Here is a 23,012-nt window from a genome sequence, read left to right on the forward strand (position 1 = left end):
CACCGCAGCCCGCCTCGATGTGGGGGGCATGACCTCATGAACAAGGAGATCAAGCGGGTCAGCATCGTGGTGCTGTGCATGTTCCTGGCGTTGTTCGTCTCGACATCGATCATCCAGGTCGGGGCGGCCGACAGTCTCAACGCGGATGCCCGCAACACGCGAACCCTCGACGACAGTTACAAAGTGCAGCGGGGTTCGATCCTCGTGGCGGGTCAGCCTGTGGCGCAGTCGATGCCGAGCAACGACTCCTACAACTACCAGCGTCAGTACCCCCAGGGACCCCTGTACTCCTCGGTCACCGGCTTCTTCCCGATCAGCGGTGCGCCGACCGGTGTCGAGGGTGCGATGAACAGCGAGCTGAGCGGAACGTCGAACGACGACTTCTTCAGCCAGCTGCAGAATCTCGTGACCGGCAAGCATCCGCAGGGCAACTCGGTGGAATTGACGATCGACCCGGTCGCCCAGAAGGCAGCGTTCGATGCACTCGGCTCGCAACAGGGTGCCGTCGTGCTGCTGCAACCGAAGACCGGCCGCATCCTCGCCATGGTCTCCAAGCCCGACTTCGATCCCAACACGCTGGCGGTGCACGACGTCAAGCAAGTGGATGCCACCTACCAGCAGCTGCTCAGCGCACCAGGCAATCCGCTCGTGAACAAGTCGATCAACGAGCTGAACCCGCCAGGGTCCACCTTCAAACCGGTCGTGCTGTCGGCCGCGATCGAAAGCGGCAACTTCACGCTCGACTCGCAGATGCCCAACCCCTCGAGCCTGACGCTTCCCGGCACCGACACCAAGATCTACAACGACACGTTCAGCTCCTGCGGCCCCGGCGACACCGTCTCGCTCGAGACCGCTCTGATCCTCTCCTGCAACATCCCGTACGCGGAGCTCGCGATGAAGCTGGGATCGGATGCCATCAAGGCGCAGGCGGAGAAGTACGGCTTCAATCAGAGCTTCATGGTGCCGATGCGCACCTCGCCCAGCGAATACCCCGGCTATGACAACCTCGCGTACACCGCGATGAGTGGATTCGGACAGAAAGACGACAAGGCGACTGCGCTGCAGCTGGCGATGAACTCCGCGGCGATCTCCAACGGCGGTGTGGTGATGAAGCCGAGCCTCATCGAGTCGGTGCTCACCCCCGACCTGCAGGCCCGGGAGTCGTTCAAGGCCACCCAGTTCGGGCGCGCGACCAGTAAAGACACGGCCGACGACATCGCTCAGACCATGGTCAAGGACGTCTCGGAAGGGGTCGCGAGCAATGCAAGAATAGACGGGGTCAAAGTCGGCGGTAAGACCGGTACCGCGCAGAACGGCAGTAAAGACCCCTACACGCTGTGGTTCACCGGGTTCGCCCCTGCGAATGATCCTCAGTTCGCCGTGGCGGTCGTGGTCGACAATGGTGGCGGACTAGGTCAGAACGGCGACGGAAACTCCGTCGCGGCTCCGATCGCGAAGAAGGTACTTGAGGCGGTGCTTGGCAAATGAGACCCACGGCAGGGCTCACGTTCGGCGGACGATATGAACTCCAGTCGCGGATCGCAGTCGGCGGCATGGGCGAGGTGTGGCAGGCCACCGACCTCGTCATCGGTCGCCAGGTCGCCATCAAGATCCTCAAGGATGAATACCTCGGCGACCCGACGTTCCTCGAGCGCTTCCGATCGGAAGCAAGGCACGCGGCGCTCGTCAACCACGAGGGCATTGCAAACGTCTTCGACTACGGCGAGGAGGACGGCAGCGCCTATCTCGTGATGGAGCTCGTGCCGGGCGAGGCGCTGTCGACCATCCTGGAGCGCGAGCACACACTGTCCACCGACAAGGTGCTCGACATCGTGGCGCAGACCGCTGCGGCGCTTCACGCCGCGCACGCGGCCGGTCTGGTGCACCGCGACATCAAACCGGGCAATCTGCTCATCACGCCGGATGGCCGGGTCAAGATCACCGACTTCGGCATCGCCCGCATCGCCGACCAGGTTCCACTCACCGCGACCGGTCAGGTGATGGGCACGGTGCAGTACCTGTCGCCGGAGCAGGCCTCCGGACATCCTGCGTCGCCGACCACCGATATCTACTCGCTCGGCATCGTCGCCTACGAATGCCTTGCCGGTCGTCGTCCGTTCACCGGCGAATCGCAGGTGGCGATCGCGATGGCGCAGATCAACGAGCAGCCGCCACCGCTGCCTGTAACGGTCAGCGAGCCGGTGCGCAACCTGGTTTACGCATGCATCGCTAAGAACCCCGCGGAGCGCCCGTCGTCCGCCGCCCACCTCGCACGCGCGGCGACCGCGCTGCGTCGGGGCGACCTCCAGGCTGCTGCTGCTGCCGTGCCGGCGGTGCTCGGCGAAGGAACGGAAACGACCCGGTTCAACACGCTTCTCCTTCCGGGCGGAGCTGCCGCCGCAGCCGGCGACACGCAGGCGACCACGCTTCTCTCGGCGACGGAGACCGAAGAAGAGCCGGAACAGACCAAGAAGAAGCGCAGCCCGTGGACGTGGCCGCTGATCGCGCTCATCGCTCTCTTGGCCATCATCCTCATCGCCACGCTGATCGCGCTGCTCACGCAGCACCACGGCAACCCCGCGGCCACGACCACGAGCACGCACACCTCGGCTCCGCCGACGTCGAGCACACCCAAGACGACGCCGACGAAGTCGCAGCCCACCAGTGCGCAGATCAATGCAGCCGACTACAAGGGCAAGTCGTACGACGATGCAGTGAACGCTCTCAAGGCGCTGGGATACTCGCAGTTCCAGCAGAACATCACGGGAGCGGCACCGTCGAGCGACAAGGTCAATGTGGTGAACGGGGTCAACCCGACCGGGAATGTGCCGTTCACCCAGACGATCACTCTGAGCATCTACGGCCCGGTGACACCGCCGTCGGCACCGACGGACAAGGTCACCCTCGTCGGTGGATCGGCCACCAAGGGAACCCCGGCCACCTTCAACTTCGGCTCCGCGCAGTGCCCAGCGGGACAGACGCTGACCGGCCGCCAACTCTACGTCGACGGCGCCGGCGTCGGGCCGACCACGAGCACGCAGCAGCAGTACACGTTCGGGGATACGAAGCCGCACAACGTCACGTACACGATCTTCTGCGGTCAGTCGGTCGAATCCGCGCAGTCGCCGCCTCTGCAGGTCACCGCAACCGACACCAGCACGCCGGCCCCGTAGAGGCGATTGAGGTGAGAGCACCGCGAGCTCGCTCGTGGTGCCGAACCGATTGAGCCTTTGAGCGGCGCGGCCGCGATCGATGCCCGTGTCGTTCCCCGGCTCCTCGACGCGGTGTAAGGAAGACCCAACCTGCCCCCATTACACTGTTCGCAGTGTTGCCTGACGTCGAAACCCCCGCCACGGATGAACCCCGCATGCTTGCGGGGCGATACCGTGTGGCCGAACTCATCGGGCGCGGCGGCATGGCCGATGTGCACAAGGGTGTCGACATCCGTTTGGGGCGCACGGTCGCCATCAAGCTGTTGAAGCCGTCGCTGGCGACCGACCCGGCGTTCCGCACTCGTTTCCGGCAGGAGGCTCAGGCCGCGGCACGCATGGCGCATCCCACGATCGTGCGCGTGTTCGATGCGGGTGAAGAGACCGTGCGCGATGCGATGGGCAACGAGGTGCAGGCCCCGTTCATCGTAATGGAGTACGTCGACGGCGTGCTGCTGCGCGACATCCTGCGCAACGGGCCGCTCGACCCGGCTGAGGCGGCGCGCATCTCTTCCGGCCTCCTCACCGCGCTCGAGTACTCGCACCGTGCCGGTGTCGTGCACCGTGACATCAAGCCCGGCAACATCATGGTCACACGCGCCGGCCAGGTGAAGGTGATGGACTTCGGCATCGCCAGGGCCATCAGCGACTCGTCGGCGACGGTCGCCCAGACCACGGCCATCCTCGGCACCGCCAGCTACTTCTCTCCGGAGCAGGCGAAGGGCGAGACGGTGGATGCCCGCACCGATCTCTACTCCACCGGCGTCGTGCTCTTCGAGATGCTGGCCGGTCGTCCGCCGTTCCGCGGCGACACCGCCGTCGCGGTCGCTTACCAACACGTGAGCGAGCAGCCGGTGAAGCCGAGCAGCATCAACCCTAAGGTGTCGCCCGCCTACGACATGGTCGTGATGCGTGCGCTGGCGAAGGACCGGTTCCAGCGTTACCAGAGCGCCGCCGAGTTCCGGGACGACCTCGAGCTCGCTGCGTCGGGCAAGGTACCGGTACACAAGAAGCGCGGCGATGCGTTCGACGCGGCGCTCTTCGGTGAGTCGGTGACGAGCCCGACCCCAACCGAGGCGGCGCTGCGCCAGCTCGCCGACGACGACCAGGTGGTGCGCACGCAGAGCCGGCCGCCGGTGTTGTGGATCTGGGCCGGCGTGCTCAGCGTCGCGGTCATCATCGCCGCTCTTCTGCTGTGGGTCTTCAACCAGACCCCGACTCAGCAACTCGCCGACAACGCAGCCAAGGTCCCCGTTGTGGCCGGCATGACGGTCAAGGAGGCGACGGATGCCCTCCACAAGGTCCGGCTCGACCCCACTTTCACCGACGAGTCGAGCAGCACTGTCGCAAAGGGCAAGGTGATCGGCACCAACCCGGGCTCCGGGGTGATCGCCAGCAAGGGCGACAGTGTGACGGTCTACGTCTCCAGCGGTGCCAAGCCCGTGCCCGTCCCGACGGATGTCGCCGGCAAGTCCGTCGCGGACGCCCAGAAGGAACTCCAAGGCCTCGGCTTCAAGATGGGGCAGATCACCCAACAGGACTCCGCCACAGTGCCGGCGAACGTGGTCATCAGCACCGATCCTGCAGTGGGCTCCACTGCTCACGACGGCGACACGGTCAACTTCGTGGTCTCGAACGGACAGGTGACCCTTCCCGACCTCACCGGCAAGAGCGTTCAGCAGGCCACGGCCATCCTGCAAGATCCCAAGCTCGGACTCGTGCCCGACGCCGAGGCCGACGCGTCGTGCAAGACGCAGACCGGCGCTCCGGTGAACCACCAGGACCAGGCGCCCGGGCCCGTCCCGCAAGGCTCGACGATCAAGTTCACCTACTGCACCGGTTAGTTTTGTGCGCCTTCGGCACACCGCGGTTGGCTGGCCGCATGGTTGCGCACGGCGGCGGCGCACGAGCCGCCGCCTCGAAGAGCGTCTTCCGTTGGCTACCGTGCGGCTTGTCCCAGGCCCGACCGTCTTCGACACGACCCGGCCCTGCGCCACATGGCCACGCGGGGGCGGGTGCGGGATTCCGCCGCAGAAGGCCGGCGGAGCCGCCGAGACTACGATCTCCGAGCCGACACTAGGATCCTTGCACCGAGACGACGGTCAACGACCGTAGTCTCGGCTCCGAATCGTAGTGTCGACGAAGCGGCGATGCGGCAGCCGAGGCGGCATGCGCCCCACCATCACGGAGCCGCACCACGGTGGCAGGGGGGACGGCGGCTCAGCCGGCTGCGAGCAGGGGGTCCAGCGTGCGGGCCCGCTCTTTCGCGGACTCCAGGCCGGCGACGGCCAGCCAGTTTCCGAGCATCCGGTAGCCGTCTTGCGTGAGCACCGACTCTGGGTGGAACTGCACTCCGAAGATCGGGGCGTCGCGGTGGCGAAGACCCATGATCACTCCGCCCGGAGTGCGCGCAGTCACGACGAGCTGGTCAGGGACCGTGTCATCGACGACAGCGAGTGAGTGGTACCGCGTGGCCGTGAAACCCTGCCGCACACCCTCGTAGAACGACGAGCCATCGTGCTCCACGATCGAAGTCTTGCCGTGCATCAGCTCCTCGGCGTTCGTCACGGTGGCGCCGAATGCCTCCGCGATCGCCTGATGGCCGAGACACACGCCCAGCAGCGGGGTTGTGGATGCCAGTGCCGCCTTCACCGTATCGATCGACACGCCCGCGTCGGCCGGCGTACCTGGTCCGGGCGACAGCAGCACGGCGTCGTAGTCCTTCAGAACCTGCGCCACATCGTCGGAGCCGATGGCGTCATTGCGCACGACGTCGGTCTGCGCGCCCAGCTCGTGCAGATATCCGTTGAGCGTGTAGACGAAGCTGTCGTAGTTGTCGATTACGAGCACTCGGGTCATGTCGCAACCGTCCCTTCCTCATTACCTTGCAAAAGACCATCCACCCACGGGAACACCCATGTGACCAGGCAATAGAGCACGAGTGCAGCGAGCACGACAAGAATCAGGATGCGCAGCCAGATCGGTCCGGGCAGAACTCGCCACAGCGCGCCGTACATCAGCTGCCTCCCACTTCGGATGCGATCGCGGCCGGCGGGCCGGCCGAAAGCGGCTGCCACGACTCGAAAACACCGAACGCCGCGATGCGTTCCTGCGCATGGTAGGGCGGGTTGCACGTGGTCATGGTGATGTAACGGTCGGAGCTTCGAGCGTCCTTGACCTGCGGCACCGAGTACAGCACCTGCACGGTACTGGGCGAGATGTACTCCATGTTCCGGAACCGGTACGTGTAGTAGCCGTCCTTGGTCTGGATGTAGATGGCATCGCCGACCTGCAGCTTCGAAACGTCGATGAAGGTGTTGCCATACCCCGTATCGTGCGCCGCGATGGCGAAGTTGCCCACCTCGCCCGGCATCGCCGTTCCCGGGTAGTGTCCTACGCCGGCGTTGTAGCTGTTCAGAACCGACTCCACGTCGACCGTCTCGCGAATGGTCCGCTTCCAGTCCGCACCGAATCGCGGCACGTAGATCACGGCGAACGACTGCGCAGCGCCCGGCGCCTTCATGACCGGTGGCGGCCCGTAGTCGACCATCTTCGTGCCGCCCGCGCTGTCGCTCGGAGTCGCGACGGGTGTCGGCGTCGTGGTGGGGGCGCCTTTGGCCTCATCGAGGAACTTCTTGCTCTGCTGGGCAGCGGCGCTGTTCTGCTGGGCAGCGAGCACGCTCGACTGCCACCACGTCTGCCACCCGATGAAGAGCAGAACGAGCACGCCTGCGGTGACGAGCAACTCGCCGATCACTCCGACGACGGACACCTTGCGACGCCGCTTCGATCCGGTCGCAGGATGCCTGCGCCCGGTGGAGTCGTCGCGATCGGTCACGAGTCCGGAGTCTACTGGCGCGCGCTCTGCGCGCGCCGAGAAGTGCTCACCTTCATGACGCGGGCCACCGAACTCCTCTTCGTCATCCACGCATCGCGGCAGCGCCACTCAAAGACGCGGGTCGGCTCGGCGACTCGATCGGGCTCACAACGCTCTCTCTCCAGTCGCCTCTACAATGGGTCACACTATGGCTTCCAAGACCCGTACCAAGCGTTCCTCCCGACCGGCCGGTGAAGCCCGGTCGAACGACGACGCGCCGAACCCGGTATGGTTCCTGCCGGTCATGCTGGGCTTCATGATCATCGGCCTGCTGTGGATCGTGGTGTTCTACGTCAGTGGCAGCCAGTACCCGATCCCGCAGCTGGGTGCCTGGAACATTCTCATCGGCTTCGCGATCGCCTTCGTGGGATTCCTCATGACCACGCGCTGGCGCTAACACGCTTCTACCGGCCTCCTCCTCTGCCGACCTCAGAGGCCACCTTCGTTCATTACACGGGTGTAATTATCCCCTTGTGGGTAACCCTGTGGATAACTTCGGCATAGAGGGCAGGTCCGGGCACCGGCCCGGGGTCAGGCGCCAGCGAAGACGTGCCAGCTTCCGACGAGCACCAGCAGCACAGCCAGCACGACGAAAAGCACGACCTGTAGCGGACGACGCGATCGGGCCCTCGTGCGGGTGTAGATGAGACCGACCAGCGCGCCGCCGACCAGGCCGCCGACATGCGCCTGCCAGGCGATGTTGAACCCGGGCAGAAAGCTGATGACGAGGTTGATGCCCACGAGCACCAGCAGCTGAGTGATGGGCCCACCGAGGTGCCGCTGGATGATCAGCAGCGCCGCCATCATGCCGAAAATGGCACCGGATGCGCCCACCACCGGCTGCACTGGAGAGTCGAGCAGGTAGACGCCCACTGATCCGGCGATCGCGCTCAGTACGAAGAGCGCGCCGTATCGAAAGCGGCCGAGCATCGGTTCGAGCACGATGCCGAAGATCCACAGCGTGTACATGTTGAGTGCGATGTGCAGGATGTTCGCGTGCACGAACGCGGTCGTGATCATGCGCCACGGTTCGAACGATGCGAGGACGGCCCCCTGCGAGGTCTGCACCACAGCGCCATTCGGGTATCCGTAGATCCCGGCGTACCAGAGTGAAGACGTCACCGGCCCGTTGCCCAGACCGGTGACCCACTGCGCGATGAACACCACGATGCAGATCGCGATGATCGCATAGGTGACGGTCGGCTGCCTTGGACCGGTGAACCGAGTCAGAAACGCCGACTTGGTGCGTGGCGCGGTCGCCCTCTGCTGTCTCATGCACTCCGGGCAGATGAAGCCGACCGGCGCCGGCGTCTGGCATTCGCCGCAGATCGCCCGGCCGCAGCGCTGGCAGCGCACGTACGTTCGCCGGTCGGGATGCCGGTAGCAGACGAGCGCAGAGGGTTCCCCTGGTGAGGTCGGTTGCGACACGCGGTACTCGGTGAAGGTCGCGTCTGCGCGGGCGGGCGCCGGCGGCCTACGCCTGCTCGACCGAGACCGACTCGATGACCACGTCGTCGAGCGGCCGATCGCGGGCATCCGTGGGCACGCCGGCGAGCTTGTCGACGATGCGACGCGACTCGTCGTCGGCCACCTCGCCGAAGATCGTGTGCTTGCCCTGGAGCCAAGTGGTCGCTCCAACGGTGATGAAGAACTGCGAACCGTTGGTACCGCGACCGCCCTGGATGCCCGCATTGGCCATGGCGAGCATGTACGGCTGCGTGAAGTCCAGGTCGGGGCTGATCTCGTCGTCGAAGCGGTACCCCGGTCCACCGGTACCGGTGCCCAGCGGGTCGCCGCCCTGAATCATGAATCCGGGGATGATGCGGTGGAACACGACACCGTCGTAAAGGTTGTCGGATCGCGACTCGCCCGTGCTGGGGTCCGTCCACTCCTGCTCGCCGGTAGCGAGCCCGACGAAATTGCGCACCGTCTTCGGTGCGTGGTTGCCGTACAGATTGACGGCGATGTCGCCGTAATTGGTGTGCAGAGTGGCCACTGCAGTGTGCTTCGACATGCGCCCAATTCTTGCATAGCGGTTCTGGGCACCCTCTGGCCGTTGAAGGTTTCGGTGGCAAGATGGAGGAACCGCAAGTACGACCGGGTGGAGGAACCGTGAGTCTGTCACGCAAGCGCCAGAAGGAACTCAACCGGCTTCGCGCTGAAGCCCTCGATCTCTGGGACGCGCAGCAGGAGGTGCTGGGCCGCGCGAACTCGGTTGCTCAGAAGGCCGGCCAGCAAGCCGCGAACTACACCCGGGAGGAGGTCGCCCCGCGCGTTCGCGAGGGTTACGACCAGTACGTGCGGCCGGTCACACGCGCCGCGGGCGACGTGATCGGCAACACCGTCGTGCCGGCCGTCGGCACAGTTCTCGGCACTGCACTCAGCGTCGCCGACGTCGCGCACGACACCAGGGTTCAGGCCGCCGTGAAGCGTCTACAGGGCACGAAGCGCGAACTCGCGAAGCCCGCCAAGTCCGGGCCCGGATTCGGAACCTTTCTGGTGCTCGGCCTCGGGGCCGCTGCGTTGATCGGCGTCGTCTATGCCGTGTGGCAGACATTCCGCGCGGACGACGAGCTGTGGGTCGCCGAAGACGACGCCACCGAGCCGCCCCTCGTCGAGTAGTTCCGTCTCTCGACTTGGCTGGTCACTCGATCAGCCCGGCGAAACGCAGTCCGACATCGACGAGTGAGACCTTCCGCAGGGCTGGGATCTCGTCGAGTCGGAACCACCGCGCCTCGTCCGTCGACCCGTCGGCCTCGTTGGTGAGCGAGCCCGCGACGACATGGGCGCGGTACACGATGCGGAGTGCCTGGAGCGCGCCTCGCCCAGTGTCGCGTTGGTCCTCGGGGATCACGTGCGAGTGCACACCGATCAGCTCCTCGAGCTCGGCGTCGTAACCCGTCTCTTCGCGGACCTCCCGCAATGCGGCATCCGCGGGATCCTCGCCCGGCTCGAGCCCGCCCCCGGGAAGCGTCCATCCGCTCCGCCCGTGCTCGTTCCAGTGCGCGAGCAGAACGCGGGAGCCGTTGGCGATGACGGCATACGCAGCGACGCGGATGTCCATGCAGACACCTTAAGTCCGCCGGGTGAGCCCGAGTCTCCTCAGCGCCGACATTCCCCCGGCAGCACGTTCCCCGCAGCCACTCCTCGGTCAACAGGCGGTGTAAGGGGAAAGCAAGGCTCGTAGCGCAGGCGTTGCCGACTTGCCCATGCGATCGACCACGTTCGCACAGAGCAGCGGGAGCTCGTCGTTGCGACTGGCGCGGAAGTGCGGAGCGAGCGCCATCGTTCCGATCGGGCCTCGCAGTGCGTGTCGCCAGTAGGCAGCAGCGAACCATCGCGGCGCCCCTGAGAACAACACGCGAATGGCGTTCGGAGTCACGCGGACACCTTGCGTGTCGAGTGCGGCGAACCCTTCTCGTACCGCGGAGACCACCGTTCGCAGCTGTGCCGCGTTCTGTGCCAGCGCCTCAGCGTTGCCGCCGCAGCTCAAGATGCCTGCACCCATGCACGCGACGAATACCTCGTGGGTCGCGTACCACCCGCCGATGTCCCGCTCCAGTGTCGTGCGCAGCCCGGTGGAGGCGATGATGCGCTCGACCACGGAGCCCCGTTGCGCGAAGGTGTCGAACGTGGTCGATTGTGCCCCGATCTCGACGTACTCCACCACCCCGTCCTCGTGGATGAGGCCGCCGACGCCGGGAAATGCGAGGACCGTGCGCTCGGCGCCGACTCGATCGAGCACGTTGGACGCTGCGGCACCGAGATGCTGCAGGAACAACACGGTCGCGCCAGGCGATGTCTCAAGCAGACCCAACACGGAATCGAGTTGGTTGGCACGCACCGCCACGACGATGAGTGCTGCCTCCGGCAGCGTTCGCGGGGCCGACGACAATTCGACCTCGGGTCTGAGCACGTGGCGGCCATGCCGCACGCGCAGCCCGTCGGCCGTCAGCGTGGCAAGCCTGCGACCACGGGCGACCATCACGACATCGTTACCGGCATCACGCAGGCGAGCGGCGAAGACGGAACCGATCACGCCGGCGCCGACCACCACGATTCGCACACTCTCGACGGTACCCGACACCGCTCGCGGCCAGTCCCGCGCCTGGACCAGCTCGCGCGGAGTCCGTGCCCCGGATGCGTAGACTGCGCGGGTGAGCGAAAGTGACCTGGACATCTTCAAACCGCCGCAGGATGACGGGGTCACAGACACTCCTCTGACGCCGGCCACTTCGATGGTCGGGTTCGTCGGCGTGAGCGCCGGATTCGGCGTACTCGTCGGCCTTTGCGCAGCGGTCGTCACGTGCCTGTGGGTCGCGCTCTTCGGCCGTTGGTTCTTCACCACCGTAGGTGTCGCGCTCGGCTGGATCGCCGGGGGCGTGTTCGCTCCACACGGCTGACGCACGCTCGTCGGACCCGAACACTCGGCCGTCGACTCTCGCGACTGTCGACGTTGCGGGAACCGGGTCTCGGCGAGAGTCGCTTCGGAATCGTGAAGTGGAGCCTAGGAGAATCGAACTCCTGACTTCCTGCTTGCAAAGCAGGCGCTCTACCAACTGAGCTAAGGCCCCGTGCCTATTTGCGCGCCGGTTCCCGGCACGCGTCGCTACGCGTTTCGCCGTACACGCCGCCGAAACGCTATGGTCCGGGTCACGTGGTGCGACGGCGGTTGTGATTCCGAAATGAAGGAATCCGACCGTGGGGATACGAGGACTTGAACCTCGGACCTCTTCGTTATCAGCGAAGCGCTCTAACCGCCTGAGCTATATCCCCGGGAACGACCATCGAAATGGCCGAATGACAGCCTACCGGAGCGCCTCCGATCACGCGAATCGTGGCGGGCATCCGTCAGAACGTCAGTTGTGTTCGCAGCTTCGCTGCTCAACAACTTCCATCGGCTCGGCGGAGCGAGCAAACTCACTCCGCGCTCACCTCAGTCAGTTGTTCGTGAAGCCGATGAGCAGGCCGCCCGTGATCTTCACGCTGAGGTTGTACAGCAGCGAGCACACCGCGCCGAGTGCCGTCGTGATCACCAGGTCGAGGATGGCGACGACGATCGAGAACCCCATCACAGTGCCGAGACTGAGGATCGACTTCAATGAGGTTCCACTCGTGCCCGAGATGTCCTTGAACAGGCTGTTCAGGTTGTCGAAAATGCCGGTCTGGTCCAGCACGATCCAGATCAGGAACGAACCGACGATCGCGATGATCGCCAGGCACAGCCCGATCAGGAACGACAGCTTCACGGCCGACCAGAAGTCGACATAGACGAGACGGAGTCTGACCTGCTTCGTCGACCCCTTCCGCGACGAGGAAGTCTTCTTCGCCAATCGTTCCGCCACACTACTCATCTACGGTGCTGTCCTTTCCGGGCTGCTCGGCCTCCTCACCGGTGGATTCCCCGTCCGGTTCGGCGTCGTGAGCGTCCAGATTCCGCTCGCTGTTTCTGGCGATGGCGATGACCTTGTCGTCATCGGCGAAGCGTGCGAACACGACACCCATGGTGTCACGGCCCTTCGCCGGCACCTCGGCCACGGCAGAGCGTACCACCTTGCCGCTGGCAAGAACCACGAGAACCTCGTCGTCGTCGTCGACGATCAGGGCGCCCGCGAGGTCGCCTCTGTCATCGCTCAGCTTGGCCACCTTGATTCCCAGGCCACCGCGTCCCTGGCGTCGGTACTGATCGACAGCGGTGCGCTTCGCGTATCCGCCCTCGGTCACGACGAACACGTAACCGGCATCGGCGGAAGCTGAGGCTTCGCTGCGATCCGCACCCGAGGTCGCGATCACCGTGGCATCCAGGAGCGCATCGTCATCGCGGAAGTGCATGCCGATCACGCCCGAGGTCGCGCGTCCCATGGGACGCAACGCGTCGTTCGTCGCGGTGAACCGCAGTGACATTCCCTTGCGGGAGACCAGCAGGATGTCGGAGTCCTCCTCGACGAGCAGCGCGGAGATGAGCTCATCCTCCTCGCGCAGGCGGATCGCGATGATCCCGCCGGTGCGATTGGTGTCGTACTCCTTGAGCTCGGTCTTCTTCAGCAGGCCGTCTCGGCTGGCGAGCACCAGGTACTCCGCGGCCGAGTAGTCCCGGATGTCGAGGATCGCGGCGATCTCTTCGTCCGGCTGCATGGCGAGCAGGTTCGCCACGTGCTGGCCCTTCGCGTCGCGACCCGCCTCGGGCACCTCGTACGTCTTCGCCCGGTATACGCGCCCCTTGGTCGTGAAGAACAGCAGCCAGTGATGGGTGGTCGTCACGAAGAAGTGCTCGACGACGTCTTCGCCACGCAGCTGCGCGCCCTTCACACCCTTGCCGCCGCGGTGCTGCGAGCGGTAGTTGTCACTGCGGGTGCGCTTGATGTAGCCGCCACGGGTGACGGTGACCACCATCTCCTCTTCCGGAATGAGGTCTTCGACGCTCATGTCGCCGTCGAATCCGTAGAGGATGTTCGTGCGCCGCTCGTCGCCATACTTTTCGACGATCTCGGTGAGTTCCTCCGACACGATCGACCGCTGGCGGGCCTCGTCGGCCAGGATCGCCTTGTAGTCCGCGATCTCCGCCTCGAGACGAGCGAGGTTGTCGATGATCCGCTGCCGCTCGAGGGCGGCGAGGCGACGGAGCTGCATGGACAGGATGGCATCGGCCTGAACCTGGTCGACATCCAACAGTTCGATCAGTCCGGAGCGCGCCTCGTCGGCGTTCGGCGAACGACGGATCAGCGCGATGACCTCGTCGAGCGCGTCGAGCGCCTTCACGAGACCGCGCTGGATGTGCGCGTCTTCCTCCGCTTTGCGCAGCCGGAACTGCGTGCGCCGCACGATCACGTCGATCTGGTGATCGACCCACGCGCTGATGAAGCCGTCGAGCGGAAGGGTACGCGGCACGCCATCGACGATGGCGAGCATGTTCGCGCCGAAGTTGTCCTGCAGCTGCGTGTGCTTGTACAGGTTGTTCAGCACGACCTTCGCGACGGCGTCGCGCTTGAGCACGATCACCAGGCGCTGGCCGGTGCGGCCGCTCGATTCGTCGCGGATGTCCGCGATACCGGCGATGCGCCCGTCCTTCACGAACTCCGCGATCTTGATCGCGAGGTTGTCCGGATTGACCTGGTAGGGAAGCTCGGTGACCACGAGGCACGTGCGGCCCTGGATCTCCTCTACGTTCACCACAGAGCGCATCGTGATGGAACCGCGACCTGTGCGATATGCGTCGTGGATGCCCTTCACGCCCAGAATCTGCGCACCGGTCGGGAAGTCGGGGCCCTTGATGCGCTCCATCAGGGCCTCGAGCAGCTCCTCGCGCGAGGCGTCCGGGTGCTCCAGCGCCCACAACGCTCCCGCAGCCACCTCGCGCATGTTGTGCGGCGGGATGTTCGTGGCCATGCCGACCGCGATGCCCACCGATCCGTTCACCAGCAGGTTGGGGAAGCGTGCCGGCAGGATGGTCGGCTCCTGCGTGCGACCGTCGTAGTTGTCGGTGAAATCGACGGTGTCCTCGTCGATGTCGCGCACCATCTCGAGCGCGAGGGGCGCCATCTTCGTCTCGGTGTACCGCATCGCGGCCGCGCCGTCATTTCCCGGCGATCCGAAGTTGCCCTGCCCGAGTGCGAGGGGGTAGCGCAGACTCCACGGCTGCACGAGCCGAACGAGGGTGTCGTAGATGGCGGTGTCACCGTGCGGATGGAACTGCCCCATCACGTCGCCGACCACGCGCGAGCACTTCGAATACGCGCGATCCGGACGGTATCCGCCGTCGTACATCGCGTAGATCACACGACGATGCACGGGCTTCAACCCGTCGCGCACCTCCGGTAGCGCGCGGCCGACGATGACTGCCATCGCGTAGTCGAGGTAGCTGCGTTGCATCTCCACTTGCAACTCGACCGGCTCGATCTTGCCGTGCACGATGCCGTCATCGATATGCTCGACCTCCGTCGCGCCGCCGTCGATACCGCTTCCGAGATTGTCAGTGCCGTCGGTCTCGTCTGCCATCTACTTCTTCTTCTTCTCTTCTCGTGGCCCGGATATCCGACGTCAAATGTCGAGGAATCGAACGTCTTTCGCGTTCTTCTGGATGAAATGCCGTCGCGATTCCACGTCTTCACCCATCAAGGTGGCGAACGTCTCGTCTGCAGCAGCGGCATCCTCCATGGTCACCTGCTTCAGGGTGCGCGTCTCCGGGTTCATCGTGGTCTCCCAGAGCTCCTGGTAGCTCATCTCACCGAGACCTTTGTAGCGCTGGATGCCGTTGTCTTTCGGGATGCGCTTGCCTGCCGCCTGTCCATCGGCCAGCAGGGCGTCCCGCTCCCGGTCGGAGTACACGAACTGGTGCTCGGCGTTCGACCACTTGAGTCGGAACAGCGGAGGCTGGGCCAGGTAGACGTAGCCCAGTTCGATCAGCGGACGCATGTAGCGGAAGAGCAGGGTCAGCAACAGGGTCGTGATGTGCTGGCCGTCGACATCCGCGTCGGCCATCAGCACGATCTTGTGGTACCTGGCCTTATCCCCGTTGAAGTCCTCACCGATGCTGGTGCCGAACGCGGTGATCATCGCCTGGATCTCGGTGTTCGCGAGCGCACGGTCGAGCCGCGCCTTCTCCACGTTCAAGATCTTTCCGCGCAACGGAAGAATGGCCTGCGTCGCCGGGTTGCGCCCCTGCTTCGCCGATCCGCCGGCCGAGTCACCCTCGACGAGGAAGATCTCGCTCTCGGCGGGGTTGCGGCTGGAGCAGTCCGAGAGCTTTCCCGGCATCCCACCGCCCTCGAGCAGTCCCTTGCGTCTGGCCGTGTCGCGCGCCTTCCGGGCGGCGAACCGTGCGGTCGCCGCCTGGATCGCCTTGCGGATGATCTCCTTGGACTGATTCGGATTGCGGTCGAACCAGTCGCCGAGCTGGTCGCCGACCACCTTCTGCACGAACGCCTTCGCCTCGGTGTTGCCCAGCTTGGTCTTCGTCTGTCCTTCGAACTGCGGTTCGCCCAGCTTGACGGAGATCACTGCGGTGAGCCCCTCCCGCACGTCTTCTCCCGAGAGATTGTCGTCCTTTTCCTTCAGGATGCCTTTCTCTCGCGCATACCTGTTGACCAGCGTCGTCAGCGCGGCCCGGAAACCTTCTTCGTGGGTTCCACCCTCGTGCGTGTTGATCGTGTTCGCGTATGTATGGACGCTTTCGGTGTAGGCCGTGGTCCACTGCATCGCGACCTCGAGTGCGATCTTGCGCTCGGTGTCTTCGGACTCGAACGAGATGATCTCGTCGTTGACCACTTCGGCGCGCTTGGCCGAGTTCAGGTACTCGACATAGTCCTGAAGTCCGCGCTGATAGAGGAAGGTGTCGTTGCGCTCCGGGACGACCTCGCCTTCTTCGTCCAGCACCTCGCGCTCTCGTTTGTCCCACAGCGAGATCTTCAGTCCCTTGTTGAGGAACGCGTACTGCTGGAACCGCGTGCGAATGGTGTCGTAGTCGAACTCGACCGTCTCGAAGGTCTCACTGCTCGGCCAGAACGTGATCGTGGTGCCGGTCTCGGTGGTCGCCTCGCCTCGCTCGAGCGGGGCATCCGGAACACCGTCGTGATAGGTCTGGGTCCAAACGTGTCCCTGGTTCTTCACCTCGACCTCGAGCCGGCTCGAGAGCGCATTCACCACAGAGGAGCCGACGCCGTGCAGTCCGCCGGAGACCGCGTAGGCGCCACCGCCGAACTTGCCACCCGCGTGCAGCACGGTGAGCACCAGCTCAACTGTGGAGATGCCCTCCGGCTCGTGGATGTCCACGGGAATGCCGCGAGCATTGTCGACGACCCGTACACCGCCATCCTTGGTGAGCGTGATGTCGATGTGGTCGCCGTAGCCCGCCAGATACTCGTCGACCGCGTTGTCGACGATCTCGGTGACGAGGTGGTGCAGACCGCGCGGACCGGTGGATCCGATATACATGCCAGGGCGCTTGCGGACCGCTTCGAGTCCTTCGAGAACCTGAATCTGGCTCGCGCCGTAATCGTTGTCGGTTCCAGCCGTATTCGGTTCTGTCGTCATTCGGTTAGGGCTCCTGACCGCACATTTTTCGTGACCACTGATTCTACCAAGAGCGGACTGAGGATCTGGCGCGAAACGGCCGTCTGACGCGATGAAATCGCTTCGGTGACCAGATTTGCCCGCTCAGCCGTAGGTGTCGCGCGGACCGCGCCCTGGAACCGACCTGGGGCCGCGTTTCCAGGTGGGGACGTCAGGGCCCAAAAACCGAATGCTTTCCACACCAGCCTCTGGATACCGTCGCTCGATGTGCTGCAACAGCTCTCCGCGCATCAGCCGCAGCTGGGTCGCCCAGCTCGTCGAATCGCAACGAACGGTCAGCACACCGCCATCGATCTCGACCGGATCAGAGTGCTTCGCAGTCTCCTCACCCACTACATCGGTCCATGCGGCGATCAGTTCCGACTTCGCCAGCGGCGAGTTCCAACCGAGCTCGTCGGTGAGCGAGTCGATGACACCGCCCAGACCCCGCGGCTCCCTGCCCGGTTCGAACGGGTGGCTTCCCGGCCGATCGGCACGAGCCTTCCTGACGCTTGGCCGCTGCCCGTGTGCGGGGTCCGCGCCGAACAATTCCTTGAGGTGCCGGTAGAAGTCGGATGCCTCGCTCATCTCAGCGATTCCTCCGCGGGCGCATCCTCCGGCTCGTCGTGTTCCGGCTCCATCACCCGGCCGGCCGCGATGTGCACCGTGTGAGCGCGCAGCGCAGCAGGCACGTCGTCGAGCACGGCAGATGTCACGAGCACCTGCTCGAAGTCGTGCACGGATGCCGCCAGGCGCGCCCTCCGCTGCTGATCCAGTTCCGCGAACACATCGTCGAGGATCAGCACCGGGTCACCGGAGCTCGAGTGCTCCCGCAGCAACTGGGCGGATGCCAGCCGCAGCGACAGCGCGAACGACCACGACTCACCGTGGCTCGCGTAGCCCTTCGCGGGCAGGCCGTTGAGCTGGAACGAAACGTCGTCGCGATGCGGGCCGACCAAGGTGACGCCTCGATCGAGCTCGCGCGAACGCAACCCTGCGACGGCCGCCCCGAATCGATCGCGGGTCGATCCCGCCCCGTCCGCCACATTTCCGCGACCGACCCGCGCTGCTCCGTCATCGTCATCGTCGGGGGCCGCGCCATCCACCGAGAGCAGCGGTATCAGGCGAGGGTCGTGGTCGTCGCCTGCGATGGACCGGTACGCCTCCCGCACCGGCACGCGCAGCTCGTCGATCAGCATCGAACGCTCATCGATGATCTCGGAGCCCAGGGTCACCAGCCGCTCGTCCCAGACATCCAGCGTCGACAGCGCCGACCCGCGCACACCTGATGCGCGTGCCGACTTGAGAAGGGTGTTGCGCTGCCTCAGCACACGGTCGTAGTCGGCCAGAACACCGGCGAGTCTCGGGGTGCGCTGCACGAGCACGGTGTCGAGCATCCGTCGCCGCACGGCGGGCTCGCCCCTGATCAGAGCCAAGTCTTCGGGCGCGAACAGCACCGTCGACAGGTACCGCACGAGCTCTCGTGGCCTGGCCGAGCCGCGGTTGACCATCGCCTTGTTCGCCGACGACCGGTTCAGCTGCAACTCAAGGAGCATTGTGCGGCTGTCGTGTTCCAGACGAATCCGGATGACCGCTGCCGCGGCATCCTGCCGGATCATCGCCGTATCGATCGGCGTGCGATGCGATCCGCCAGCGGAGACGAAGACGAGCGACTCGACCAGATTCGTCTTGCCTTGACCGTTGCTGCCCACGAACAGGTTCGGTCCAGCGGCCAGCTGCACCTCAGCGGACTCGTAATTGCGGAAGTCGGTCAGTGACAGGTGCGTCACACGCATCGTCGACTCCGTTCATGCGCCGCTGGTCGGGCTTGGCCTGCTCTGAGCTTGTCGAAGGGTCGAAACCAGCATGCTGTGCCGGTTTCGACAAGCTCAACCAGCGAGAGTGCCGAGTCCTCGACCAGCGAGAGTGCCGAGTCAGTCGACAGCCTTCACGGCGTGGCCGCCGAACTGGTTGCGCAGCGCCGCAACCGCCTTCATCGCGGGCGAGTCCTCTTGCCGGGACACGAAACGAGCGAAGATCGACGCGCTGATCGTGGGCATCGGCACCGCGTTGTTCAACGCCTCCTCCACAGTCCAGCGTCCCTCACCCGAATCGTCGACGTAGCCCTCGATGCGCTCGAACTCCGGATCCTGTTCGAGTGCACGCACCAGGAGATCGAGCAGCCACGAGCGCACGACGGTTCCGCGTTGCCACGCCTTGAACGTGCCGGTGACGTCTTTGATGATGTCTTTGCGGGTGTCGAGCAGTTCATACCCCTCGGCGTATGCCTGCATGAGCGCGTACTCGATGCCGTTGTGCACCATCTTCGCGTAGTGGCCTGCACCGACCTCGCCCACGTGTACGAATCCCTCGTCGCGCGGGCCGTCGGGACGCAGCGCGTCGAAGACCGGCATCACGCGCTTCACCTGGGCGTCGCTGCCACCCACCATGAGTCCGTATCCGTTGTCGAGTCCCCAGACTCCGCCGGAAACGCCGGCATCGACGAAGTCGACGCCGGTCTTCGACAGCAATTCGGCGTGCTTGAAATCCTCGGTGAACTTCGAGTTGCCGCCGTCGATCACGAGGTCGCCCGCCTCGAGCAGTCCTGCGAGCTCGTTGACGACGCCGTCAGTCACGGCACCAGCCGGCACCATGACCCACACGGTGCGAGGTGCCGGGAGCTCCACGACGAGATCGGCGAGCGTGGCGACGTCCGAGACATCCCGATTCGTGTCGTAGCCGGTGACCTCGATGCCTTTGCGCTCGAGCCGGGCACGCATGTTGTTGCCCATCTTGCCGAGACCGATGAGACCGATGTGCATGAGTAGCCCTTCGTCGTGTGAGTCGAACCTCTGACCTGACGGGTCAGCGCAACAGCAGGTTCGGCTGCAGCAGATACCGGTAGCTGTCGCTTCCCGCCTGCTCCTTGCTGGTCTGGCTCGTGATGAGCACGGGACCCGGCTTGTTCGGATTGTCGGTCTTCGTGAACGAGACGCGCACGTATTCCGAGTGCACCGCACCGAGGCCGTCGAGCAGGAACTGAGGTTTGAGCGAGACGACGGTGTCTTCGCCGGTCAGGAGGGCGTCGATGCTTTCGGATGCCTGCGCCTGCTCCGATCCGATCGCCTCCAGTGTCAGACCCTCCGTGCTGAATGTGAACCGGAGTGCCGCTTCCCGTTCGAGTACAAGAGAGACACGACGAGTCGCCTCGATCAGGTCTGCGGTGTTGACCACGGCGTAGTTGTCGACGCTCTCGGGGAAGAGCCGCTTCACCGGAGGGAAGTTGCCCTTGATGAGCAGGGACGTCACAGTCTTCTTCTCGGCGGTGAACGCGATGAGCTCGCGATCGTCTTTGGCCACGAGAGTCACAGTGACGTTTCCGTTGTGCCCGAACGTCTTGCCGATCTCCTGCAGCGTGCGCGCTGGAACCAGCGCAGTGGAGGGCTCGGACTGACCGATGGATCCGTCCCAATCGATCTCGCGCACGGCAACGCGGTATCGATCGGTCGCCACGAGGCTGAGCCGGTTCTGGGCGATCTCGAGTTGCACACCGGTGATGACCGGCGTGACGTCGTCGCGGGACGCAGCCACCGCGACCTGTGCGACGGCTTCGGAGAACTCGTCGGCCGGTACGACACCGGACTCGCCCGAGATCTGCGGCAGCGTCGGATATTCCTCGACCGGCATGGACAGCAGCGTGAAGTTCGCAGTGCCACAGGTGACCACGATGCGGTTCTCTTCCGTGGCAAAGGTGACGGGTGCATTCGGAAGTTTGGAGGCGATCTCCGCCAGCAGTCGTCCCGAGACCAGAACGGTGCCGGCCTCCTCGACGGCGGCCGAGATCTCGGTGTGCGCTGAAACCTCGTAGTCGAAGGCGGACAGTGAGATGCCGTCATCCGTCGTGCTGATCAGAATGCCGCTCAGAATCGGCAACGTGGTGCGCTGGGGCAGAAGTTTGACGGTGAACGAGACGGCTTCGCTCAGCACATCGCGGTTGGCTTGAAACCTCAATGTCGTTCTCCCCTGTCGTCCGATGGGCGCGTGCCGCTCCATGCTACTGCGCGGCAGACAAGCGGCGCCGTGGCGGCGGCGAACACATCGAGCGTCATTCGAGCGGGTCGTTGAGGTTGTCGGATCGACTGCTTAAAGATCTTGTTCTCTTAATCGGCTTAACCGTTGTGGAAACTGTGGATAAGTCGGTGGATCGTAGGCGAGCAGCGGGAACTACATCGGTGTGAGTTGTCCATGGAGTGTTGAGGAAGGCATCTCGCGCTGAGTGGGGCACGGCAGTGGAACGACAAGGATTTCACAAGCGCGAACGATCCGCTCACATCGCCGAGCCTGTTATTCGTTAACTATCCCCAGGGTTATCCACAGTGTGAATATTCTGTTCCCGGTTACCGGTGGTTCTGCTTGATGCGCGCCGTCAGCTCGGTGACCTGGTTGTAGATCGAGCGCCGCTCCTTCATGAGCTCGCTGATCTTCTTGTTGGCATACATCACGGTGGTGTGGTCGCGGTTGCCGAAGAGCTGACCGATCTTCGGCAGGGATAGGTTCGTGAGTTCGCGGCACAGATACATCGCGATCTGCCGGGAGGTGGCGATCGCCTGCGACCGGGACGACCCGTACAGGTCGTCCACGCTGAGCTTGAAGTAGTCGGCGGTGGCGGTGATGATGTCCGCCGGCGCCACGACGTTGTCGTCGTCGAGCGTGATCAGGTCTTTCAGGACCGTCTGCACCAGGTTCATGTCGACCGGCGTCTTGTTCAAGCTCGCGAATGCGGTGACCCGGATGAGCGTTCCCTCGAGCTCGCGGATGTTGCTCGACACCTTGGTCGCCATGAACTCGAGGATGTCGTCGGGCACCAGGATGCGCTCGCTCTGCGCCTTCTTACGCAGGATGGCGATGCGGGTCTCGAGGTCGGGTGCCTGAACATCCGTGATGAGACCCCACTCGAACCTGGTGAGCATTCGGTCTTCGAAGCCGGTCAGGTGCTTGGGTGGCAGGTCACTGGTGATGACCACCTGCTTGTTGTGGTCGTGCAGCGTGTTGAAGGTGTGGAAGAACGCCTCCTGGGTCTCGACCGCGCGTTGCAGGAACTGGATGTCGTCGATCAGGAGGATGTCGATGTTGCGGTATCGAGCCTGGAACGACGACCCGCGGTTGTTCGCGATCGAGTTGATGAAGTCGTTCGTGAACTCTTCCGAACTGACGTAGCGCACCCGGATTCCCGGGTAGAGGCTCATCGCATAGTGCCCGATCGCGTGCAAGAGGTGGGTCTTGCCGAGGCCGGAGTCGCCGTAGATGAAGAGCGGGTTGTACGCCTTGGCCGGGGCCTCCGCGACCGCGACGGCGGCCGCGTGCGCGAATCGGTTGGACTGGCCGATGACGAAGTTGTCGAAGCTGTACTTCGGGTTGAGCCGGGTATCCGGGTTGCGTGGCGCCGCGCTGATGTCGGTCACCGGCGCTGACGGCTGGCTGACGGTGGCAGGGGTGTCGATGTAGGTGGACTCGAGTCGCTCGGGTTCGAGTTGTGGCGAGTCGTGCGTGATGTTCGGGTTCACCACGATCGCGAAGTTCGATACGGCGAGCGTGTCGTCGAGCCGGCCGATCGAGTTGAGCAGAGGAACGCGGCAGCGTTGCTCGATCATCCCCCTGGTGAACTCATTCGGCACCTCCAGATAGAAGGTGCCTGCCATGATGCCTTTGGGTTCGACGAGGCTGAGGAATCCGTAGAGCTGCGGAGTGACCCGGTCATCCGCTTCGAGCGTCGATAGCACCGATCGCCAAGCGTTCGTCAGTGACGGATCGCCGTCAGCCATAGTTCCCCTAGATCATTCCCACGGACCAGCGGCGACTGCGAGTCCGATCCACCCCGT

21 protein-coding genes and 2 tRNA genes are annotated in these 23,012 nt (G+C 64.6%); 6 read left to right on the forward strand and 17 right to left on the reverse strand.

Going from position 1 to position 23,012, the window contains the following annotated elements:
- The first annotated feature begins 36 nt into the window (after positions 1-36).
- The 3 genes from ACYVDK_RS01210 to pknB all read left to right on the forward strand — a co-directional run bounded on the left by ACYVDK_RS01210 (position 37) and on the right by pknB (position 5,053).
- Positions 37-1,488: a peptidoglycan D,D-transpeptidase FtsI family protein gene (locus ACYVDK_RS01210; RefSeq protein WP_460516751.1), complete on the forward strand. Its 1,452-nt coding sequence runs from the start codon at positions 37-39 to the stop codon at positions 1,486-1,488.
- Positions 1,485-3,173, forward strand: coding sequence for a serine/threonine-protein kinase (locus ACYVDK_RS01215; protein WP_460516753.1), 1,689 nt, complete (start codon positions 1,485-1,487; stop codon positions 3,171-3,173). Before ACYVDK_RS01210 ends, ACYVDK_RS01215 begins: the two co-directional genes overlap by 4 nt.
- 152 nt (positions 3,174-3,325) lie before the next feature.
- Entirely contained in the window at positions 3,326-5,053 is a 1,728-nt protein-coding gene (pknB, locus tag ACYVDK_RS01220; RefSeq protein ID WP_460516756.1) for a Stk1 family PASTA domain-containing Ser/Thr kinase, read from the forward strand.
- 376 nt (positions 5,054-5,429) lie between these two features.
- On the opposite strand, the gene ACYVDK_RS01225 is transcribed toward pknB, so the two are convergent.
- The 3 genes from ACYVDK_RS01225 to ACYVDK_RS01235 are packed head-to-tail and all read right to left on the reverse strand — an operon-like array spanning position 5,430 to position 7,047.
- Positions 5,430-6,068, reverse strand: coding sequence for an anthranilate synthase component II (locus ACYVDK_RS01225; RefSeq protein ID WP_460516759.1), 639 nt, complete (start codon positions 6,066-6,068; stop codon positions 5,430-5,432).
- Positions 6,065-6,226, reverse strand: coding sequence for a hypothetical protein (locus tag ACYVDK_RS01230; RefSeq protein ID WP_460516762.1), 162 nt, complete (start codon positions 6,224-6,226; stop codon positions 6,065-6,067). Before ACYVDK_RS01230 ends, ACYVDK_RS01225 begins: the two co-directional genes overlap by 4 nt.
- On the reverse strand, positions 6,226-7,047 hold the full coding sequence (locus ACYVDK_RS01235; protein ID WP_460516765.1) for a class E sortase: 822 nt from the start codon (positions 7,045-7,047) through the stop codon (positions 6,226-6,228). The genes ACYVDK_RS01230 and ACYVDK_RS01235 overlap by 1 nt, the downstream gene beginning before the upstream one ends.
- Before the next feature lie 187 nt (positions 7,048-7,234).
- On the opposite strand from ACYVDK_RS01235, the gene ACYVDK_RS01240 reads away from it, so the two are divergent.
- Positions 7,235-7,483: a cell division protein CrgA gene (locus tag ACYVDK_RS01240; RefSeq protein WP_460516768.1), complete on the forward strand. Its 249-nt coding sequence runs from the start codon at positions 7,235-7,237 to the stop codon at positions 7,481-7,483.
- Positions 7,484-7,617: 134 nt separating this feature from the next.
- Here ACYVDK_RS01240 and ACYVDK_RS01245 read toward each other — a convergent pair whose 3' ends face one another.
- Entirely contained in the window at positions 7,618-8,361 is a 744-nt protein-coding gene (locus ACYVDK_RS01245; RefSeq protein ID WP_460516771.1) for a rhomboid family intramembrane serine protease, read from the reverse strand.
- 199 nt (positions 8,362-8,560) lie between these two features.
- Complete coding sequence (locus tag ACYVDK_RS01250) at positions 8,561-9,100, reverse strand: peptidylprolyl isomerase (RefSeq protein ID WP_460516774.1); 540 nt, start codon at positions 9,098-9,100, stop codon at positions 8,561-8,563.
- A 98-nt stretch (positions 9,101-9,198) separates the two neighbouring features.
- Between ACYVDK_RS01250 and ACYVDK_RS01255 the strand changes: the two genes are divergently transcribed.
- Positions 9,199-9,708, forward strand: a complete 510-nt coding sequence (locus ACYVDK_RS01255) for a DNA helicase (protein WP_460516778.1) — start codon at positions 9,199-9,201, stop codon at positions 9,706-9,708.
- Positions 9,709-9,730: 22 nt separating this feature from the next.
- On the opposite strand, the gene ACYVDK_RS01260 is transcribed toward ACYVDK_RS01255, so the two are convergent.
- Both ACYVDK_RS01260 and ACYVDK_RS01265 read right to left on the reverse strand, forming a co-directional pair.
- Complete coding sequence (locus tag ACYVDK_RS01260) at positions 9,731-10,150, reverse strand: NUDIX hydrolase (RefSeq protein ID WP_460516780.1); 420 nt, start codon at positions 10,148-10,150, stop codon at positions 9,731-9,733.
- An 87-nt stretch (positions 10,151-10,237) separates the two neighbouring features.
- On the reverse strand, positions 10,238-11,152 hold the full coding sequence (locus tag ACYVDK_RS01265; RefSeq protein WP_460516783.1) for a ketopantoate reductase family protein: 915 nt from the start codon (positions 11,150-11,152) through the stop codon (positions 10,238-10,240).
- Between the two features lie 91 nt (positions 11,153-11,243).
- On the opposite strand from ACYVDK_RS01265, the gene ACYVDK_RS01270 reads away from it, so the two are divergent.
- Positions 11,244-11,489: a hypothetical protein gene (locus ACYVDK_RS01270; RefSeq protein ID WP_460516786.1), complete on the forward strand. Its 246-nt coding sequence runs from the start codon at positions 11,244-11,246 to the stop codon at positions 11,487-11,489.
- 98 nt (positions 11,490-11,587) lie between these two features.
- Here ACYVDK_RS01270 and ACYVDK_RS01275 read toward each other — a convergent pair.
- The 10 genes from ACYVDK_RS01275 to dnaA form a co-directional block, all read right to left on the reverse strand.
- A tRNA-Ala gene (locus tag ACYVDK_RS01275) sits at positions 11,588-11,660 on the reverse strand.
- A 128-nt stretch (positions 11,661-11,788) separates the two neighbouring features.
- Positions 11,789-11,862, reverse strand: a tRNA-Ile gene (locus ACYVDK_RS01280).
- 164 nt (positions 11,863-12,026) lie between these two features.
- Positions 12,027-12,440, reverse strand: a complete 414-nt coding sequence (locus ACYVDK_RS01285) for a DUF3566 domain-containing protein (protein ID WP_460516789.1) — start codon at positions 12,438-12,440, stop codon at positions 12,027-12,029.
- Positions 12,433-15,081, reverse strand: coding sequence for a DNA gyrase subunit A (gyrA, locus tag ACYVDK_RS01290; RefSeq protein ID WP_460516792.1), 2,649 nt, complete (start codon positions 15,079-15,081; stop codon positions 12,433-12,435). Before gyrA ends, ACYVDK_RS01285 begins: the two co-directional genes overlap by 8 nt.
- Positions 15,082-15,123: 42 nt before the next feature.
- A complete protein-coding gene (gene gyrB, locus ACYVDK_RS01295; RefSeq protein ID WP_460516794.1) occupies positions 15,124-17,115 on the reverse strand; it encodes a DNA topoisomerase subunit B in 1,992 nt (663 codons plus the stop codon).
- Between the two features lie 123 nt (positions 17,116-17,238).
- Positions 17,239-17,721, reverse strand: a complete 483-nt coding sequence (locus tag ACYVDK_RS01300) for a DciA family protein (RefSeq protein ID WP_460516797.1) — start codon at positions 17,719-17,721, stop codon at positions 17,239-17,241.
- Complete coding sequence (gene recF, locus ACYVDK_RS01305; protein ID WP_460516800.1) at positions 17,718-18,929, reverse strand: DNA replication/repair protein RecF; 1,212 nt, start codon at positions 18,927-18,929, stop codon at positions 17,718-17,720. Before recF ends, ACYVDK_RS01300 begins: the two co-directional genes overlap by 4 nt.
- 138 nt (positions 18,930-19,067) lie before the next feature.
- A complete protein-coding gene (gene gnd / locus ACYVDK_RS01310) occupies positions 19,068-19,955 on the reverse strand; it encodes an NADP(+)-dependent, decarboxylating phosphogluconate dehydrogenase (RefSeq protein WP_460516803.1) in 888 nt (295 codons plus the stop codon).
- 43 nt (positions 19,956-19,998) lie between these two features.
- On the reverse strand, positions 19,999-21,144 hold the full coding sequence (gene dnaN / locus ACYVDK_RS01315) for a DNA polymerase III subunit beta (protein ID WP_460516806.1): 1,146 nt from the start codon (positions 21,142-21,144) through the stop codon (positions 19,999-20,001).
- A gap of 386 nt (positions 21,145-21,530) precedes the next feature.
- The gene (dnaA, locus tag ACYVDK_RS01320; protein ID WP_460516809.1) at positions 21,531-22,955 is read right to left on the reverse strand and encodes a chromosomal replication initiator protein DnaA; all 1,425 of its coding nucleotides are present in this window, start codon (positions 22,953-22,955) and stop codon (positions 21,531-21,533) included.
- Positions 22,956-23,012 lie beyond the last annotated feature (57 nt).

The sequence above is a fragment of the Humibacter antri genome (genome assembly GCF_054777235.1).